Origin of the sequence: Apibacter adventoris (genome assembly GCF_002964965.1) — a bacterium.
GTDB classification, from domain to species: Bacteria; Bacteroidota; Bacteroidia; order Flavobacteriales; family Weeksellaceae; genus Apibacter; species Apibacter adventoris.
Genome location: NZ_PSZN01000003.1, coordinates 81,052 through 99,237, shown reverse-complemented (window position 1 = coordinate 99,237; position 18,186 = coordinate 81,052). Strand labels below are relative to the sequence as shown.

The 18,186-nt window shown below is 29.7% G+C and carries 15 protein-coding genes, 2 tRNA genes and 2 pseudogenes; 8 read left to right on the top strand and 11 right to left on the bottom strand.

The window, feature by feature from the left end; genetic code table 11:
* Positions 1-62: 62 nt before the first annotated feature.
* From C4S76_RS12080 to C4S76_RS02200, 9 genes and pseudogenes are all read right to left on the bottom strand, one after another.
* Complete coding sequence (locus tag C4S76_RS12080; RefSeq protein ID WP_221404971.1) at positions 63-233, bottom strand: plasmid mobilization protein; 171 nt, start codon at positions 231-233, stop codon at positions 63-65.
* 1 nt (position 234) lies between these two features.
* Entirely contained in the window at positions 235-489 is a 255-nt protein-coding gene (locus C4S76_RS12075; RefSeq protein ID WP_221404970.1) for a plasmid mobilization protein, read from the bottom strand.
* 824 nt (positions 490-1,313) lie between these two features.
* Positions 1,314-1,823: pseudogene (locus C4S76_RS02225) on the bottom strand (ORF6N domain-containing protein).
* A gap of 4 nt (positions 1,824-1,827) precedes the next feature.
* On the bottom strand, positions 1,828-2,205 hold the full coding sequence (locus tag C4S76_RS11870) for a site-specific integrase (RefSeq protein ID WP_449500857.1): 378 nt from the start codon (positions 2,203-2,205) through the stop codon (positions 1,828-1,830).
* A gap of 187 nt (positions 2,206-2,392) precedes the next feature.
* Positions 2,393-3,052 carry a phage integrase SAM-like domain and Arm DNA-binding domain-containing protein gene (locus C4S76_RS12070; RefSeq protein ID WP_221404968.1) on the bottom strand — a complete coding sequence of 220 codons (660 nt, stop codon included), beginning with the start codon at positions 3,050-3,052 and terminating at the stop codon, positions 2,393-2,395.
* Positions 3,053-3,462: 410 nt separating this feature from the next.
* Positions 3,463-3,539, bottom strand: a tRNA-Asp gene (locus C4S76_RS02215).
* A 26-nt stretch (positions 3,540-3,565) separates the two neighbouring features.
* Positions 3,566-3,639, bottom strand: a tRNA-Asp gene (locus C4S76_RS02210).
* A gap of 148 nt (positions 3,640-3,787) precedes the next feature.
* Positions 3,788-4,405 (bottom strand): YceI family protein, encoded by a 618-nt coding sequence (locus C4S76_RS02205; RefSeq protein WP_105192253.1) that lies wholly within the window; start codon positions 4,403-4,405, stop codon positions 3,788-3,790.
* Positions 4,406-4,447: 42 nt separating this feature from the next.
* Entirely contained in the window at positions 4,448-4,690 is a 243-nt protein-coding gene (locus C4S76_RS02200; RefSeq protein ID WP_146105664.1) for a hypothetical protein, read from the bottom strand.
* A 171-nt stretch (positions 4,691-4,861) separates the two neighbouring features.
* Here C4S76_RS02200 and C4S76_RS02195 point away from each other — a divergent pair, with 171 nt between their 5' ends.
* From C4S76_RS02195 to C4S76_RS02185, 3 genes are read left to right on the top strand one after another with little or no spacing between them, the layout of a single operon-like run.
* Complete coding sequence (locus C4S76_RS02195) at positions 4,862-5,431, top strand: TlpA family protein disulfide reductase (protein ID WP_105192249.1); 570 nt, start codon at positions 4,862-4,864, stop codon at positions 5,429-5,431.
* An 11-nt stretch (positions 5,432-5,442) separates the two neighbouring features.
* Complete coding sequence (gene glmM / locus C4S76_RS02190; RefSeq protein WP_105192247.1) at positions 5,443-6,825, top strand: phosphoglucosamine mutase; 1,383 nt, start codon at positions 5,443-5,445, stop codon at positions 6,823-6,825.
* 20 nt (positions 6,826-6,845) lie between these two features.
* The gene (locus C4S76_RS02185; protein ID WP_105192245.1) at positions 6,846-7,934 is read left to right on the top strand and encodes a metallophosphoesterase; all 1,089 of its coding nucleotides are present in this window, start codon (positions 6,846-6,848) and stop codon (positions 7,932-7,934) included.
* A 46-nt stretch (positions 7,935-7,980) separates the two neighbouring features.
* Here C4S76_RS02185 and C4S76_RS02180 read toward each other — a convergent pair.
* Positions 7,981-10,018, bottom strand: a pseudogene (locus tag C4S76_RS02180) (dipeptidyl-peptidase 3 family protein).
* Positions 10,019-10,222: 204 nt separating this feature from the next.
* On the opposite strand from C4S76_RS02180, the gene C4S76_RS02175 reads away from it, so the two are divergent.
* From C4S76_RS02175 to asnB, 4 genes are all read left to right on the top strand, one after another.
* Positions 10,223-10,696 (top strand): 23S rRNA (pseudouridine(1915)-N(3))-methyltransferase RlmH, encoded by a 474-nt coding sequence (locus tag C4S76_RS02175; protein ID WP_105192243.1) that lies wholly within the window; start codon positions 10,223-10,225, stop codon positions 10,694-10,696.
* Entirely contained in the window at positions 10,689-11,501 is an 813-nt protein-coding gene (locus C4S76_RS02170; protein ID WP_105192241.1) for a CPBP family intramembrane glutamic endopeptidase, read from the top strand. The genes C4S76_RS02175 and C4S76_RS02170 overlap by 8 nt, the downstream gene beginning before the upstream one ends.
* 137 nt (positions 11,502-11,638) lie before the next feature.
* Positions 11,639-12,217, top strand: coding sequence for an RdgB/HAM1 family non-canonical purine NTP pyrophosphatase (gene rdgB, locus C4S76_RS02165; RefSeq protein WP_105192239.1), 579 nt, complete (start codon positions 11,639-11,641; stop codon positions 12,215-12,217).
* Between the two features lie 175 nt (positions 12,218-12,392).
* Positions 12,393-14,057 (top strand): asparagine synthase B, encoded by a 1,665-nt coding sequence (gene asnB / locus C4S76_RS02160; RefSeq protein WP_105192237.1) that lies wholly within the window; start codon positions 12,393-12,395, stop codon positions 14,055-14,057.
* A 165-nt stretch (positions 14,058-14,222) separates the two neighbouring features.
* Here asnB and C4S76_RS02155 read toward each other — a convergent pair whose 3' ends face one another.
* Positions 14,223-15,500 (bottom strand): N-acetylmuramoyl-L-alanine amidase family protein, encoded by a 1,278-nt coding sequence (locus tag C4S76_RS02155; RefSeq protein ID WP_181044031.1) that lies wholly within the window; start codon positions 15,498-15,500, stop codon positions 14,223-14,225.
* 92 nt (positions 15,501-15,592) lie between these two features.
* Between C4S76_RS02155 and C4S76_RS02150 the strand changes: the two genes are divergently transcribed.
* Positions 15,593-18,163, top strand: a complete 2,571-nt coding sequence (locus C4S76_RS02150; protein WP_105192233.1) for a putative LPS assembly protein LptD — start codon at positions 15,593-15,595, stop codon at positions 18,161-18,163.
* The last annotated feature ends 23 nt before the right edge of the window (positions 18,164-18,186 follow it).

Below are 18,186 nucleotides of genomic sequence, written 5' to 3'. Positions count from 1 at the left end.
AATTTCTATTTTAGACAAAAATAATAAAACTAAAAAATCTAATAGCTAATAAGAAAGATTAATTATCCCAACCACCTCTTTTCTGCCTCTTTTGTCAACTCGATAATTTGTTTAGAAAGATGAGCAAATTTAATCGTTTGCTGTTCCAACTTATAAAGAAGCCTCATTGCTGTTTTCTCTGAAAAATTAGATTTCAAAGCCACTACTACTTGATTATAATTGTTCCCGAACATCCTAAATTGAGCATAAAACTCGGTCAGTCTTTTTTACATAATCCATATCAGCCTTATTAATTTTTATAATGGATATTTTCTTATCGAATATACATGATTTGATATAATGCGTTTTATCTTTTATTTCCGCTATATTCATCAATCGCTCGAATCTGACAAATTCCTGTTCATTCATTCGGATCGTTATTTTTCTATTAGCAGGATCAACAACAGGTTTTCTTCCTGTACTCTGTTTCCGTTTCTTTTTTTCTTCCATATAATAATGTTTTAAGTTATAAAAATGATCGCAAATGCAATCTGATAAATCAATCTTCTATTCAAAAACAGTCGACTTCGGAGGCTGTTTCTCCCCAACCATCGGGGCAGGGGACAAGTTCTTTTTGTCGGACATAAACGTTTACGTCCGACAAAAAGATAACTTGCCTTAAGCAAGTGCTTAAAAAATCCATATTGTACGGATTATTTTGATTTCAATTCTATGATTTGGATATTGGCAGGAAAAGCCTGATTAATCCATAGAGTTATCCACCGATAATCAAGCTACAATAATATAACATTTTTCTCTGAAAATCAAATAGTTTAGTCTGTAAATTTCAGCAAAACAGAGCAAAGGAATACATTGTTTATTCTTTTTCCATTTAGATGGGCAAAGAATCATTTACTATATGAAATATAAGTAAATGAGTGACTTGGCGATGTAATCGTCAAGTCGAAATTGCTTGCTTGCTTGTCCTCTCGTGCTCTTGCCTTCATGCTGTTTAAACTACATGCATTTTTATCGGTAAACCAATATCTGGATAATGGATGTAAACAGCCTACTTTTTTGTTGTCAACAAAAAGCGCATAGGACAAAATAGGTCAGGAAAAATAAACGGTTGATATATCCTCTATATTCACTTTTAGATTTGTAAATCGAGAAAATAAAGTGTTTAAAATCAATCGTATAAATTTCAAAAAATATGGAAATTATAAATATAGAGAAACGGACATTTGACGAAATGATGCAGAAGTTTGAAGCATTTAAAAATAGGACGATTGCCCTGTGCGAAAAGAGGCAGAATAAAGCAATGAACGATTGGCTCAACAATCAGGATGTATACCTGTTACTGAATTCTCTAATTCTTTTTTACTTGCTAATTCGGTCAAAGCATGATAAATGTCGTTATACTGCATATTGGTTTCTACTTCTAATTGCTCAATTCGTTGCCTTAAATCTTCATATTCTGTTATCATTTTTCGCATCAGTACAAATGCTCTCATAATGGATATATTAATCTCAATAGCTATTTTGCTTCGTAAAACAGATGATAACATAGCAACTCCCTGCTCGGTAAAAGCAAAAATCTTTGTTATCCCAATGTTGTAATCGGGGGATATCACAGATTGTGATACCCCTATGTTTATCAACTTATTAGACTCTTCTTTTGTCAATTCAAACATAAAATCATCAGGAAAACGTTCTATATTTCATCTGACTGCCTGTTTCAACACTCTTGTTTCAACATGATAAAGTTCTGCAAGATGAAAATCTAACATTACACGTTGCCCTCTGATTTCAAATATTTTATTCTGAATAATTTGTACTTCCATAATATTAGATTTTGAAATTTACTCTTACTTTTTCCATATCACGCATAATAGAACTATCCAATACTTTTGCGTAATGATGTGTCATTTTTGCATTGGAATGTCCGAGTATTTTAGGAACATTTTCGATAGATACTTCATTTGCCAAAAGTACAACTGTTGCACAGGTATGTCGGGCAACATGAGTTGTCAGCTTTTTATTTATTCCGCACAGGTAGGCGATTTCCTTCAGATATGCGTTCATGCGCTGGTTACTGATAACAGGCAATAAAACATTATTCTTTTTACATTCAGGATAATTCTTATATTTCTCAATTAATTGGATTGCAGACTCTAATAATGGTATATTACACATATTGTTTGTTTTCTGCCTGCTTTTTCTAATCTATAGATTATCGTTGTTATCTTTAAATATATGTTCGCTTGTAAGTTGCTTAACATCAATAAATGCCAAACCTGTCATACAGCAAAACACAAATACATCACGTATCATATCTAAACGGGGAATAGCGAAATCTTTCTCCATTAAAATTTGCAACTCTTCTTGCGATAGAAAATCAGGACAAGTTTCCTCATGTTTTAAACTGAATACCAATAAAAGGGTCTTTCTTTATCCATTCGTTAGCCAATGCTATACGGATAACTTTTTTCAGGCTTTTAAGATGTTTAATAGCCGAGTTGTTTTGCAGGTTTCGTTTGGTTTTCAGATAAAATTCGAAATTCTGTACAAACTGAGTATTTACTTCAGACAAATAAATATCGCCCTGTTTGTATTGATATTTGATATATTCTTTCAGGCATGCCAATGAGCCATCGAATTTACCAACGGTCGATTCTGTATAATCCTTTCCTATTAATGCCCTGCATTTCTCGTTATGTTCCGAATATACCTCGACTAATGTCTTATGGTCTTCATCATTTCCGTAATATCTGTCCCTAATAGCTTTGGCAGTAATCGTTTTGCCATCTATTTCCATTTCGCGATGGATTTGCATTATCTTCGCCCTTACACTTTCCAGATAATGGCTTAATTCCAATGCAACTTTGCCTCTCGCGTTAGAACATTCTTTTGCTTGATTCCAATGTTCTGCAGGAACACTACGTTTAATGACGATATCGACAATCTGCCGATTAACGGATATGCGCATCCGTATAGGTGCTTCTTCGTTCTTTAACAACCTTGTTTTCTTTATGAAAAACAATACACTAAAAGATGTTCTTTCTGTACTCATAATAATGATTTTTTTTATTATAAAATTACTATTTTGAGCTCAAAAATAACTTATGCAAAATATTGTAAATCAACGAATAAAAGTCTATTTAGTGGTACATTTAATGGGTTTTCAATGTACCACGATTTAGTCATTTTTAAAGATTTTCTAAATTTCGTTGTTCTTTGATTGACTTTTTATCTGAAAGATACCTGAATAAATAAATATTATGGTACAATCACATATATTTAAACTTTTTAATATCAGATAGTTAAATCATTATTCGTGGTACAAATCAGCTAAAAAATAATGTGCCACGATTTGTACTGTGGGAGTTGCGTAAAACTGCTTTTTTTAGCTTAGGACAGATTAAAACAAAAAGTCCCGAAAACGTTAGTTTTCAGGACTTTGCGATGTTTTACATCTTGTATTGGCGGTATGGACGGGACTCGAACCCGCGACCCCCTGCGTGACAGGCAGGTATTCTAACCAGCTGAACTACCACACCTTTAGAGATAAATGCAAAATTTACTGCGATCCGGACGGGACTCGAACCCGCGACCTCCGCCGTGACAGGGCGGCATTCTAACCAACTGAACTACCGGATCTCCTTCCTAAATTCACTTATAAATAAGTGTTTTTTTGAGTGGTGCAAAGATAGAATCATTTTTTTATTTTACAAACTTTTGTTAAAAAAATTACATTTTTTATTTACATTTTAAATTAAAATAGAATTCTATCTATCTGATTTAAATATTATTCAGAGATTTTTGCTATAATATCTACTTCTGTCCAGGTTTTACCTTCATGTAAATCATAACAGGCTCGATGTAGGCTGGTAAATGCTTTTTCCGCACCAAAATCTTTAAGTATATCTATACTCCCCTTAATGGTTAACTCCTTTCCTTTTAGAGTATAATCAAAAACTTTAGTTACTGTTTTGCCATCTAAAATAAAGGTTATAGGAACTTTATTGTTTTCAAATTTACCAAAATTTCCTTGAATAGTAGTATCTTGTAAACGCTTAAAGAAGAATGCTGTTAAAGTACCATCTCTTGCAGTATCTCCTGTTGATACAGTTGTACCATCACATGAGAACTTAGCACCTTGTAAAGATTCCAAAATAGGCTTTTCTTCTTGGGTATTAGTTAATGAAATTGAATTAAAAGTTCCAATTACAGGAACTTTTTCTTTCATTTTGTAAGCTGTCCACTGTAATGTTTTTGTATAACTAGATTCCTTGGCCGGAATAACTGTATTTGATGATTCGGAGTTGTTATTTTCTACAACTACTCCTTTATTTCCTCCGGAATTATCTCCACAAGAAATTAAAGCAAATGAGTAAAGTAGTAATCCCCCTATTAAATTTTTCATAAATCTTAATTTATAATTTCAATTAAAAAAATTGTGTGTGTTTTATTTAGTTTGGGTATTAGCTTTCGTTGAATCTGCCTTTACCGAACTTTCTTTTTCTCTATAGTGATACGAATCTTGATTTTTTAGTGTATCTGTAACCTTTTTCTCTATAGTAGAATTAGATTTTGTTTCTACAATATCTTTTGAGTCTTTGGGTAAAATATTTTTATTTCCTCCGGAAGTATCACCACAAGAAAAAAAGCTAAATGAAAGTATACCCAAAGCTAAAATATTTTTTTTCATGATTACCTTATTTTTTTCAAAGATAAAAATTTTTGATGAGTTTAATTTAGTCATCAGGGGAGAAAGATTTATGTAAAACTTTTCTAGTATGTAGAAATTCGTAATTCTATTCTTTAAAAAAATATATATAGCAAAATTTATTACTTTTGTTACATTAAAATAAATAAAAAAATGAAAAATTGTCTCATAGGTTTATCTATTGTTAGCTTTATTTTTTTTACTTTTTCCTGCAAAGATAAACCTAATGAAACTCAACAAAAGGCAGGTTCTCTTTCACTTGAAGCAACTTCTAATAAAACTATTAAAAATACTCGTACCAATATTATAAAATCTAATTTTGAAAAAATACAAACCCTTGCTCATATAGATAGTGATACGGTTTATATAACTAATTACTGGGCTACCTGGTGTCCTCCTTGTGTTAAAGAAATACCTGATTTTGTGGATTTTCAAGAAAAGTATAAAAACAAAAAAGTAAAATTTGCATTTGTAAATGTAAATAATGAAGAAGAAATTCAAACTCAAGTAATACCATTTGTAGAAAAAAATAAAATGAAAAATTTATATCATATAAATATTTCTGATTTAATGGATAATATAGGTTCCTTAGATCCTCAAATGAAAGAATTAGGAATACCCATTACAGTTATTCAGAAAAAAAATAACAGAGAATTATTTTTAGGAGATCTTTCCAAAAATTTTTTATATAAAAAAATAGAAGAATATTTAACAAAAAAATAGTTTAATATACTATGTCATTGATCAAAAGTATATCCGGTATCCGTGGAACCATCGGCGGAAATGTAAATGAAAACCTTACTCCGGTAGATACCGTCAAATTTGCCTCTGCATATGGCACTTGGCTAAAAAGAAATTCTAATAATGAATCTATAAAAGTTGTAATTGGTAGAGATGCCCGTTTATCGGGGCAAATGATTTCTAATTTAGTTGCCTCTACTTTACAAGGAACAGGAATTAATGTAGTGGATTTAGGCCTTTCCACTACCCCTACTGTTGAGGTCATGGTTACTCATCTTAAGGCTGATGGTGGGATAATTTTAACCGCAAGCCATAATCCTAAACAATGGAATGCTTTAAAATTATTAAATAATAAAGGTGAATTTATATCGAAAGAAGAAGGAGAAATGCTATTGGATATTGCAGATAATGAAGATTTTGATTTTGTTGATGTGGATCACTTAGGTTCATATTCTCAAAATTCTTCAGGTATTGACTATCATATTAAAAAAATATTATCTCTCCCTTTGGTTAATACCGAAGCTATTAAAAAGGCAAAATTTAAGATCGTTGTAGATGCTGTAAACTCTACCGGAGGCATATCTGTAATTCCACTTTTAGAACAACTAGGCGTTGAAGTTATAAAACTATACTGTGAACCGAATGGACATTTCCCTCACAATCCGGAACCTTTAGAAGTAAATTTACAGGATATTATGAAAAAAGTACCTGAAGAAAAAGCTGATTTAGGTATTGTCGTAGACCCGGATGTAGATCGTTTAGCTTTAATATGTGAAGATGGTTCAATGTTTGGAGAAGAATATACTTTAGTGGCCGTTGCTGATTATATATTATCCAAAACTCCTTCAGCTACTGTTTCAAATCTTTCTTCTTCCAGAGCATTAAAAGATATTTCTGAATCATATAAACAACCTTATGCGGCTTCGGCAGTAGGAGAAGTAAATGTGGTTACTAAAATGAAAGAATTGCATGCTAAAATAGGCGGTGAAGGAAACGGAGGAATTATTTTCCCTGAATTACACTATGGCAGAGATTCTTTAGTAGGTATTGCTTTATTTCTTACATTTCTTGCTGAAAAAGGAATTTCTTGTAAATCTTTAAGAAATACTTACCCTTCGTATTACATGGGAAAGAAAAAAATAGATCTAAATCCTGATGTAAATACTGACTCTATTCTGAAAAAATTAACAGAAAAATATAAAAATGAAAATATTTCTACAATAGATGGGTTAAAGATTGATTTCCCTAAATATTGGGTACATTTACGTAAATCGAATACAGAGCCTATTATTCGTATATATACTGAAGCATTATCTCAAAATGAAGCAGATCAGTTAGCCGATCAATTCATTGAAGAAATAAAAAATATTTCTTAATTTTATTTCTTACTACAAAATTGAAATTAATACGTTTTTTTTTATTACTCGTTATTTACATAGGAGCTAATTATTATGTGTTTAGTCATTTTTATAATTTACTTCCTATACGATATTCAGTAATATATATACTTTTAGTGGTTTTATCTATATTTATATCTTTTTCAATTTTACCGGTTTTAATTATTCCTAAAAAATTAACTATTAAGAGTATTACTTTTTTATATACATTAGGAACATCCTGGATTATTATTCTTATATATGCCATATTAATTTTTGGGATATTGGATTTAGTTACCTATTACTTATATCCAATACCTCTCTGGATGAACGTAGGGTTAGCTTTGATTTGTTTATTTTCAATATTTTATTGTGGAAACATAAATTATAAAAAAAAGAAAAGGGTTGAATTAAATATAGCCATAAATAAACCCCTGAAGAAGAATATAAAAATTGTTGCTATTAGTGATTTACATTTAGGATATACTATTAATAGCAAAGAATTGAATGAATGGATACAATTGATTAATCAGGAAAAAGCTGATATTTTACTCATTCCCGGTGATATTATTGACAATAACGTAAATCCTTTATATTATTACCAACTAGCCCCTTATTTTAATAAATTTCATGCCCCTTTAGGTATTTACGCCTGTTTAGGAAATCATGAATATATTTCGGGTATTGATTCCAGTATAAAATTTTTAGAAAAGACTAATGTGCATCTTTTAAGAGATTCTTATGTGGATATAGAAGGTATTTTTTATCTTGTAGGCAGGGATGATAAAACGAATAGCCGTAGAAAAGCCTTAAAAGAGATAATAAAAAATATAGATTCCTCTCAACCCATTATTTTATTGGATCATCAACCTTATGGTTTAGAAGAATCTCAAAAAAACGGAATAGATATTCAATTATCAGGACATACGCATAGAGGACAAGTTTGGCCTATCTCCTGGATTACAGATAAACTTTATGAAGTATCACATGGCTATAAGAAAAAAGGTAATACTAATATTTATGTAAGTTCCGGAATCGGTATATGGGGCGGTAAATTTAGAATAGGGACTCAATCCGAATATGTGGTAATTAACTTATCCAGCATATAAAAAAAGCAGCCATTTAAGACTGCTTTTTTTTATAAAGTACATAATATTAATTATTTAAAGGTAAAAAACCGTAATTTTCTGAATAATACAACATTTGTTCTGCAAATGTTTTCGGATATACAATTTCTATATCTGTAATTTCTCCTTTAACATTTACTTTAGGTGTTAAAATCGGATTAATAAATCCTTTATAGGCTGCTGTATTAAATTTAGCATTTCTTTCTAATATTTCTTTATGCAAAGCCGGATCTACTTTAACTCCATAAGTTTCTACTAAATCTTTACCTGCTTCATAATCACCTTCTGATTTTATTCTCTGTGTTTCACGTAATAAATCGCCAAATAATTTATGCAGTTTTTTATAATCATTAATTTTAAAATAGGTTTTTCCGTTCTTTACAATTTTTTTATATTACTTTTTCATCTTTTCCCTTTTCATATACCCAGGCACTCACCCACTGTCTATTTCTCATATGAGCTTCTTCTATATCTTTCCCAGGTTCTATTCGTACTAATTGTGTCATCAAGCCATTACGTATATAATCATTATATGCCGTTTTACCAACTTTTTCCCAATCTTCTACTAACCCTAATTCCTGTAATTTAGGATCATACAAATAATATAACCCAACTAAATCTGCACGTCCTTCCTCCAAAGTTGAGGCATAACTTTTTAATGTTTCCTTAGGTGTACCTATACCTTTATTAATTTGTCCTGAAGCATGTCCTACTACTTCATGTAGAGCTGTATGTAATTTATCAGCCAACTCCCCATATTTTTTAGACAATTCAAACTCCTCTTCATCATATGCAAATTCTTTTAATTTTTCTGTTCCTCCTGCCATATTATATGCATCTATTATATTCCCTAAAGAAACCGATTTAGATCCATATTCTGCACGTATCCAATCCGCATTAGGTAAATTTACTCCTATGGGAGTACTTGGCGAAGAATCTCCAGCTTCTGAGGCTACAATTACCGTTTTATAAGTGACTCCTACCACCTCTTTCTTTTTATGCTCAGGTTTCAGTGGTGAATGATCTTCAAACCATTGCGCATTTTTAGAAATCACTTCCATTTTAGCAGACATATCAAAATCTTTAATTTGTATAATGGTTTCATAAGATCCCTTCTGTCCTAAAGGATCATTGTAAACTTCAATAAACCCATTAATATAGTCAATATTACCTTCTGTAGCCTGTAACCAAGCAATATTATAATCGTCCCATACTTTTAAATCTCCGGTTTTGTAAAATTGAATCAATAATTTAAGAGCTTCTGCCTGAGGTTTATTCTCAGCCACTGTAACCGCCTTTTCTAGCCAAAAAATAATTTTATTTATAGCAGAGTCATACATTCCTCCACTTTTCCATACTTTCTCTTCTAATTGTCCATTAGCGTTTTTTACCAATTGAGAATTTAATCCCAAAGATAAAGGTCTGTCTCTATCAGGAGTCCCTTTAGTAGCATAATAATCTTCTACATCTTTTACTGTAATTCCCTTTCCATAAAAATTAACTGCAGATCCTTCAACTAAATCTTTAGATTCATCTAAATTTACTTTTTTATTATCTGCGTCATTGAAAAGAATTGCTATTATTTCGGAATTTAACTCTGTTTTAGTAGATCTTAACAATGCATTAAAATATTCCTTAGTAAAATCCGGTTTAATTTTATCATTTGAATAATGATGATGTATTCCATTCGAAAACCATACTCTTTTTATATATGTTTCAAAATTTTTCCAATCCTCTGTATTTTTATCTCCTTTATATTTTTTATAAATATTTTCTAAAGCTTTTCTTATACGTAAATTATATTTATAATTTTGATCCCAAAAAATATCTCTACCCGATAATCCTGCTTGCGATAAATAATACACCAATTCTTTTTCTTTCAAAGTTAGTTTATTCCATTCTGGAACTTGATATTTTAAAACTTCTATATCTGCAAAACGGTCTACTTTGAAATTAAAAGATTCCATCTCTCCTTTAGAATTTTTTTTATTTTGCGCTCTACCATCCAAAGACACTAAAAGTGAGGAAGCAGCTAAAGCCCCAACGGCTATCATATGTAATCTCATCTATATATTAATTATTTTTTAACAAATATAATAAATGAAGAATTTATGTTCAACATTAATATATATTCATCTTTTAATTTTAAATATTCCATTATATCTTCTTTATTTTAATATACTCTATTCTTTAAATGATTATATGAATTACATAAAGCTTTTAAATTGAATAAAAATAAATAATAAAAAAATATATTACTTTTGTATAGCATGAAAATAACTTTACTTACAATAGGTAAAACTAATTCTAAAGAATTGATATATTTAATAGATGAATTAGAAAAAAGATTGCCATTATTTGTTAAATTTAATAGAAAAGAATTGCCTGATATAAAAAATGCAAAAAATTTATCTGAATATGAATTAAAAAATTTAGAAGCTGACTTACTTATATCTCAGTTAGAACCTTCTGATACTTTAATTATCTTAGATGAAAGAGGTAAGGAATATACCTCTTTAGAATTTTCAAAATATTTAGATCAACAAATGAATTTATCTAAAAAGCATTTGGTTTTTTGTGTGGGGGGAGCTTTAGGCTTTTCCGATAAAATACAAGCGCTCAACCCTCATAAAATAGCCCTTTCAAAAATGACATTTACGCATCAAATGATTCGATTATTTTTCGTGGAACAAATATATCGTGCATTCAGTATACTACAAGGAAAACCTTATCATAATGAATAACTATATACGTCTTTCTTATTTAGAAATTATTTTTATACTTATTATTTACTTTTTTAGCGGAAGTATAATTAGTTACCTATTTCAAAATATAGGAGATTCATTGCATATAAACTCTTATATATTTTCTCCGTTTAGTATATTAATGAACTATTTGTTTATTTTCCTTTTTTATAAATTCATAGTATTTAGTTCTAAACACGAAAAATTTATTATCAATTATTCAGTACAGAGGTTTAGTTTATTTCCTATTGCTTTATTGTTATTTATAGGTCAATCTATTATAGCTGAATTCTTAACCGGACTTATTCCTACAGAAGGTAAATACTTTGGGAATCTATACCATTCCATGGAAAATGCACTTTTAGGAAATTTAACCCAATATCCCATTATTACTTTTCTGAATATATGTATTATCGCGCCAATATGTGAAGAAATATTTTTCAGAGGTTTAATTTTAAAAGGACTATTAAATTATAAAGTACAACCAACAAAAGCTATAATTATATCTGCTTTTATATTTGGAGGAGCTCATATTTTTCCATGGCAAATGCTAGGAGGTATAATGGCCGGTATAGTTTTAGGGGTTGTTTTCTATAAAACAGGTTCTCTTCTTACTAGTACTATACTCCATATTATAAATAACCTAACAGGATATATTATGTACATAAAATACAAACATTTAAATACTCCTGATTTTTTTTTATCATATGATACTTTTATTTTATGTTTTGGAATTGTTTTATTAATACTTTTTGGATATTTATATTCCCGACTAACTAAAAATTATATTTGGAATCCATATTAATTAAAATCTAAAATTTCATATACTTTCAAAGAATTTTAAATATTTAAAACACATGAATATAAATATTTTTTTAGGTTGCTTGCCTAAAAAATAACTTTTTATCCTTATTTTTGGAGTCAAATATTCTAAAATGTAAAATGGAAATTTTATTAGCTACACAAAACGAACATAAAAAAGAAGAAATATTATCCATATTACCTAAAAATCTTCTATTAAAAACTTTTGCTGATTATAATTTTCAGGAAGATATTGAAGAAACAGGAAAAACCTTCCAGGAAAATGCTTTTATAAAAGCTAAATCTGGATATGAACTTGGTGGCATTCCTAGTTTTGCAGATGATAGTGGATTGGTTATTGAAGCGTTAAATGGCGATCCGGGCGTATATTCCGCACGATATGCAGAAACAGGTTCTTTTGTTGATAATATTAACAAAGTTCTGAAAAACTTGAAAGGTGTTAAAAACAGGAAAGCCTATTTTATAAGTGTTATCTGTTGGGTTAATGGTGACGAAATTAAGTATTTTGAAGGTAAAATAAACGGAACAATTTCTACTGAAATAAAGGGAGAGCAAGGTTTTGGATATGATCCTATATTCATTCCTGATGGATATTTAAAAAGTTTTGCTGAATTTTCCGCCAATGAAAAAAACAAAATAAGCCATAGAGCTCTTGCTTTAAAAAAATTAGTACGTTTTTTAGATACTTATCAGTCTTAAATCCATTTTTTCCTTCTTTATTTTTACAACTAAAACGAAACATTCTTATGTTTTCTAGTTTAAAATATAAATTAAAAACAAAAAATCAATTTAATAAATAAATTGATTTTTTGTTTTTATTAGATAATTAATAATAATAATCGGAAATTTGCTTTCAATTATTAATTAATATAACATGTGTGGATTTGTTGGTGTTTTCGAATTAAAAGAAAATAGTGATACCTTAAGACCTGAGGTTTTAAAAATGGCAAAAAAAATTCGTCATAGAGGTCCCGATTGGTCTGGGGTTTACTGTGATGACAAAAGTATTTTAGTACATGAGCGATTATCAATTGTAGATATTGCTTCTGGCGGACAGCCTTTATTTAGTGAAGACAAAAATTTAATACTCGCCGTAAACGGAGAAATTTATAACCATAAAGATATTCGTGAAAAATTTAAAGGTAAATATAATTTTCAAACTCAATCGGACTGTGAAGTAATTCTAGCTTTATATAAAGAAAAAGGAATTAAATTATTTGAAGATATATCAGGTATATATTCATTTGTCCTATATGATAAAATTAAAAATGCCTATTTAGTAGGAAGAGATCATATGGGGATTATTCCACTATACATGGGATATGATGATAAAGGACAATTTTATGTAGCCAGCGAATTAAAATCTTTAGAAGGAGTTTGTCCGGATATTAAAGAATTTGAACCAGGAAAATACTTTTATAGCCCTGATGGTGAAATCAAATCCTGGTATCACAGAGATTGGATGAGCTTCGATAATGTCAAAGAGAATAAAACGGATATTGAAAAACTAAAAAAAGGGCTTGAAGACGCTGTGCACCGTCAACTTATGTCTGATGTTCCTTATGGTGTTTTACTTTCCGGAGGATTAGACTCCTCTATTATTTCTGCAATTGCAAAAAAATATGCCAGTAAAAGAATTGAAGATGATAATAAATCCGAAGCATGGTGGCCTCAATTGCATTCTTTTGCCATTGGATTAAAAGGTGCTCCTGATTTATTGGCTGCAAGAAAAGTAGCCGATTATATAGGTACGGTTCATCATGAAATTCATTTTACTATAGAAGAAGCTCTAGATGCTCTAAGTGATGTAATTTATCACGTAGAAACTTATGATGTAACTACTATACGAGCCTCTACTCCCATGTATTTACTAGCCCGATATATAAAATCAATGGGAGTAAAAATGGTTTTATCCGGAGAAGGATCTGATGAAATTTTCGGAGGTTATTTATATTTCCATAAAGCGCCAAATGCTCAAGCTTTTCATGAGGAAACTGTAAGAAAACTGGACAAACTTCATTTATATGACTGCCTCAGAGCTAACAAATCTTTAATGGCTTGGGGGGTAGAGGGACGTGTTCCTTTCTTGGACAGAGAATTTATGGATATAGCTATGAGTGTGAACCCTAAAGATAAAATGTGTGGAAATGGAAAGATTGAAAAGTATATTTTACGTAAAGCTTTTGAAGATTATTTGCCCGAAGATGTTGCTTGGAGACAAAAAGAACAATTTTCTGATGGAGTAGGTTATTCATGGATTGATACATTAAAAGAAAAAGCTAATGAAAAAGTAAGTGATAAACAAATGGAAAGGGCTGCTGAACGTTTTCCTATTAATCCACCTATGACAAAAGAAGAATATTGGTTTAGAACAATATTTGAAGAACATTTTCCATCTCCCGCAGCTGCTCATACGGTTCCATCTGTTCCATCTGTAGCATGCAGTTCTGCTGTTGCACTAGAATGGGATGAAGCTTTCAAAAATAATCCTGATCCTTCAGGAAGAGCTGTAAAAACGGTACATACAGATGCTATATAAAGACATAATAAAAATCGGCTTGAAAAAATTTCAAGCCGATTTTATTATAATTTATTATTTCGTAAAAAATAAACACTTCATTAATAAATATTATAAATTAACAAATCGTATTTATTTAAATGTTTAGTATATTTTATATTTTAATCTGAATTATTTTGAATATAATTAGAATGATAATTTAGATATTACAGCATCAGTAAATCCTATTTTTTTTATATTTTCAAGTAATCTTTTGGCAGATTCATAATTTGTTACTTTTCCACAAGTATAGACATATACATCATTATTTTTTTCTCTAATTACATTATTAAGTCCTCTAAAAATAGCATCTCTTTCTTTATATTTTTTAGGAGAAAGTAATATTTCAATTGTATAATACTCATTTTTTAAAGATTCTTTATCATTAAATTCTACAATTTTAGCGTCTGTAAAACCAGCTTCCTTTGCTATTTTCAAATTGCTTTCTCCTTCAGACCTCAAATTAGTATTTCCCGTATAGTATATATATTTTCCTCCGGATTTGATAATCTCTATATTTTTAAGTCCTCTCAGTTGGGCTGAACCTGGAAAATATTTATTAAAAGAAGCTAAAAATTGTACTTTTAAGCTAGTATTTTCAAGAGGTTTTTCTTTTACTACTTCTTTTATCTCTTCTGTTTTTCCTGATTTTTTATCATATTCTTTTTTGTATTTTATTAATGCACCATAAATGTCATTAGCTATAACATTCTGTCCTTCTTCTGACGCAAGATACTTCCCTTCTTGATAATTGGATATAAAACCTGTTTCAATTAAAACAGAGGGCATAGCTGTTTGCACCAAAACTAAAAAACCTGCTTGCTTTACTCCTCGTGACAGCCTACTTTCCTTTTTAAAATTATCTTCAACCAAAGAAGCTATTTTTAAGCTGTTTTCCAAAAAAACATTCTGCATTAAAGTAAGCCCTATAATTGATTCTGGAGAAGATGGATTAAAACCTTCATAAGTACTTTTATAATCTTTTTCTAAATAAATAACCTCATTTTCTCTTTTAGCAACATTAAAATTGTCATTATTTCGATGAGCACCTAACACATAAGTCTCCGTACCATAAGGTGCACTACTTGAACTGGAATTGCAATGTATTGATATAAATAAATCTGCTTTGTTTCGATTTGCGATATCAGCTCTGGTCATCAACGGAATAAATTCATCCACTTTCCTGGTATATATAACTTTAATATTCTTGTTATTTTTCTCAATCAAAGCTCCTACTTTTAAAACTAAAGAAAGGTTAACATCTTTTTCATAAGCATAAGGACCTTTGGCTCCAAAATCATTCCCACCATGACCGGCATCCAACACTAGTACAAAATCTTTTTTTTGAGAATATGATAAACTGCTTATCGAGATTAAAAATAATATTATTAGATTTTTTAAGTTAAATACTGTTAAAACTCGCATTAAAAATTTTTTTTGATTAATTTTGGCACTTAAATTTCTCTCTGAAATTATATACATTGATTAATTCAAGATTCAAATATAGTATACTTTGTTTGTTTATTCTAATTTTTAACATTCTGTTAGCACAGAATAAGGTTGGAAAAAGCATCCCAGATTCCACACATATAACTCGAGATACAATTCAAAATAAAAAAGAAAAACTTGAAGATATTCTTAACACTCAAGGAGATGAAATAAGAAATTTGTTTTCTAAAAAGTTAACTTATTTAATTCACAATGCCAAGGTCGATTATGAAAATATGTCTATTGCAGCAGATTATATCGTCATTGACTGGAATTCCGGAGATATTTTTGCGCGTGGTAAAACTGACAGTTTAGGAAAAATTACAGATAATATCCTCTTTACACAAGGAGATAAAAAATTTGAATATAAAGAAGCTGTATTCAATATGAAAACGAAACAGGGTACTGCTTTCAATATAAGAACCGATGAAGATGAAATGGTAATATTAGCGGAAAAGGCTAAAAGAGTAGATGATGAAAATTACTATATGAGAAGGGGGATTATGACTACTGATGAATACTTTAAAGCTAAAAAAGATTCTTTGCCCGACTATCATTTATCAACCAACAAAATGAAGATGATCACGGGAAAAAACCAAAAAACTTTGGTTGCCGGACCTACTCAAATGTATATTGAACAGTTCCCAACTCCGTTTATTCTTCCTTTTTTATATCTACCTTCTTCTGGTAAAAAAAGAGAAGCAGGAGTTCTTATTGGTACCTTTGGAGAAAGACAAACTAAAGGGTTTTACCTAGAAAGATGGGGATTTTATGTTCCCATCGGAGAATATTTAGATTTGGAAAGCCGGTTTGGTGTTTACACTAAGGGTAGTTGGATGACAGACAACAAATTGAGATATGTTAAAAGATATAAATATTCAGGAAATTTTAATATTATTTACGAAAAAAATATAACCAGCACAAAAGGTTTAGATGATTATTCGGAAATTGAAAATTATAGAGTAGTATGGTCTCACTATCAGGATTCCAAAGCCAATCCTACCCTTTCTTTTAATTCAGCTATTAATTTTGTAAGCCAAAATTATTATAATAATAGTATATATAATCAAAATGCACTTAACGGAAGTGTAAATAACAACCAAGCTTCTTCCTCAATCTCTTTAGTGAAAAGATTTAATAATAATCCTTTAACCATTTCTTTAAATGCATCTGCTTCTCAAAACATTACATCAGGAAATTCAAATTCGGGAGATGTAACAATGATATTACCTAACCTATCTGTAACTATGCCGCAGGTTTATCCTTTTTCACCCAAATCAGGTGCTAAAAAAGGCATGCTCCAAAACATCTACATGGATTACAAAATGAACCTTCAAAATACAGTTAATACTACCATGGATGACATTTTTACCTCTAAAATGTTTGATAATTCTAAAAATGGTATAACAAATCAAACAAATTTTGGTACTACTGCTAATATTTTCAATTATTTTCAAATAGGTATTAATGGAAATTATAAAGAGGCCTGGACAACCAAAACGATTAAAAAAGACTATAACCTTTCTGAAAATAAACTAGAAATTAACAATCATAATGGTTTTAAATCTTACCGTACTTTTGGTGGGTCTGCTAGTATTAGCACTACATTATATGGAATGGCAAAATTTAAAAAAGGAGGAGTTATAGAGTCAATTAGACACATGATATCTCCTACTATCAGTTATAACTATATGCCTGATTTTTCCAGTGATTCATGGGGGTATTATGGCACATACATAAATCAATCAGGACAAAAAATTAAATATTCTTATTTCGAAGGTGGAATATTAGGGGATCCTTCAAATATTGAAAATAGTTCTGTTTCTATTTCCATAGCAAATAATTTGGAAATGAAAGTAAGAGACAAAAATGAAAAAAGTGGAGTAAAAAAAATAAAAATATTTGAAGCTTTAAATATTTCTACCGGTTATAATTTTGCTGCAGATTCATTAAAATGGTCTCCTTTAATTGCAACAGGATCTTCTTCTGTTTTCAATTCCAAACTAAAAATTAATTATGGAATGAAAATTAACCCTTACAAAATAGTATTTGATAATCCCACAAATAACAATTTTGGACATATGGTAGATAAATTTGGATATTTTACAATTGCTAGCTATACTATGGGGTTAAATTTTTCTTTAGATCCGTCTTTATTTGGGATAAATGAAGATAATTATTCCAAAAAATATAATAAACAGGGACAAATTAGATATGAAAAATATTATTTTGATGACGAAAATTACGCTCATTTCTATATTCCATGGAAATTGAATATTGGATTAAACTATTCTCATACTAAAGAATATAACAGATTTTCAACTACATCTGCCACAGTAAATATAACAGGTGAAGTTTCTCCGTCTCCTTACTGGAAAATAACCGGATCTACAAATTATGATATGGAAAGTAGAGAGTTTGGTTATACCCGCCTTGGATTTATGCGAGATTTACGTAGCTTTAATATTAGTTTTAATTGGGTACCTATCTCTTCTGGTTATAATAAAACATGGGATTTTTATATAGGAATTAAGGCAAATCTTCTAAAAGATGCTATAAAATATGAAGCAAGAAATTTTAATGATAACACTAATTTTTAAATTTTTTTTATATTTATAAAATT

What these genes read in the sequence shown, in the direction of transcription:
- C4S76_RS12080 (WP_221404971.1), bottom strand. Translation starts at nt 233, where the DNA reads ATGTTCGGGAACAATTATAATCAAGTAGTAGTGGCTTTGAAATCTAAT.
- C4S76_RS12075 (WP_221404970.1), bottom strand. Translation starts at nt 489, where the DNA reads ATGGAAGAAAAAAAGAAACGGAAACAGAGTACAGGAAGAAAACCTGTT.
- C4S76_RS12070 (WP_221404968.1), bottom strand. Translation starts at nt 3,052, where the DNA reads ATGAGTACAGAAAGAACATCTTTTAGTGTATTGTTTTTCATAAAGAAA.
- C4S76_RS02205 (WP_105192253.1), bottom strand. Translation starts at nt 4,405, where the DNA reads ATGAAAAATTTAATAGGGGGATTACTACTTTACTCATTTGCTTTAATT.
- C4S76_RS02200 (WP_146105664.1), bottom strand. Translation starts at nt 4,690, where the DNA reads ATGAAAAAAAATATTTTAGCTTTGGGTATACTTTCATTTAGCTTTTTT.
- C4S76_RS02195 (WP_105192249.1), top strand. Translation starts at nt 4,862, where the DNA reads ATGAAAAATTGTCTCATAGGTTTATCTATTGTTAGCTTTATTTTTTTT.
- glmM (WP_105192247.1), top strand. Translation starts at nt 5,443, where the DNA reads ATGTCATTGATCAAAAGTATATCCGGTATCCGTGGAACCATCGGCGGA.
- C4S76_RS02175 (WP_105192243.1), top strand. Translation starts at nt 10,223, where the DNA reads ATGAAAATAACTTTACTTACAATAGGTAAAACTAATTCTAAAGAATTG.
- C4S76_RS02170 (WP_105192241.1), top strand. Translation starts at nt 10,689, where the DNA reads ATGAATAACTATATACGTCTTTCTTATTTAGAAATTATTTTTATACTT.
- rdgB (WP_105192239.1), top strand. Translation starts at nt 11,639, where the DNA reads ATGGAAATTTTATTAGCTACACAAAACGAACATAAAAAAGAAGAAATA.
- asnB (WP_105192237.1), top strand. Translation starts at nt 12,393, where the DNA reads ATGTGTGGATTTGTTGGTGTTTTCGAATTAAAAGAAAATAGTGATACC.
- C4S76_RS02155 (WP_181044031.1), bottom strand. Translation starts at nt 15,500, where the DNA reads ATGCGAGTTTTAACAGTATTTAACTTAAAAAATCTAATAATATTATTT.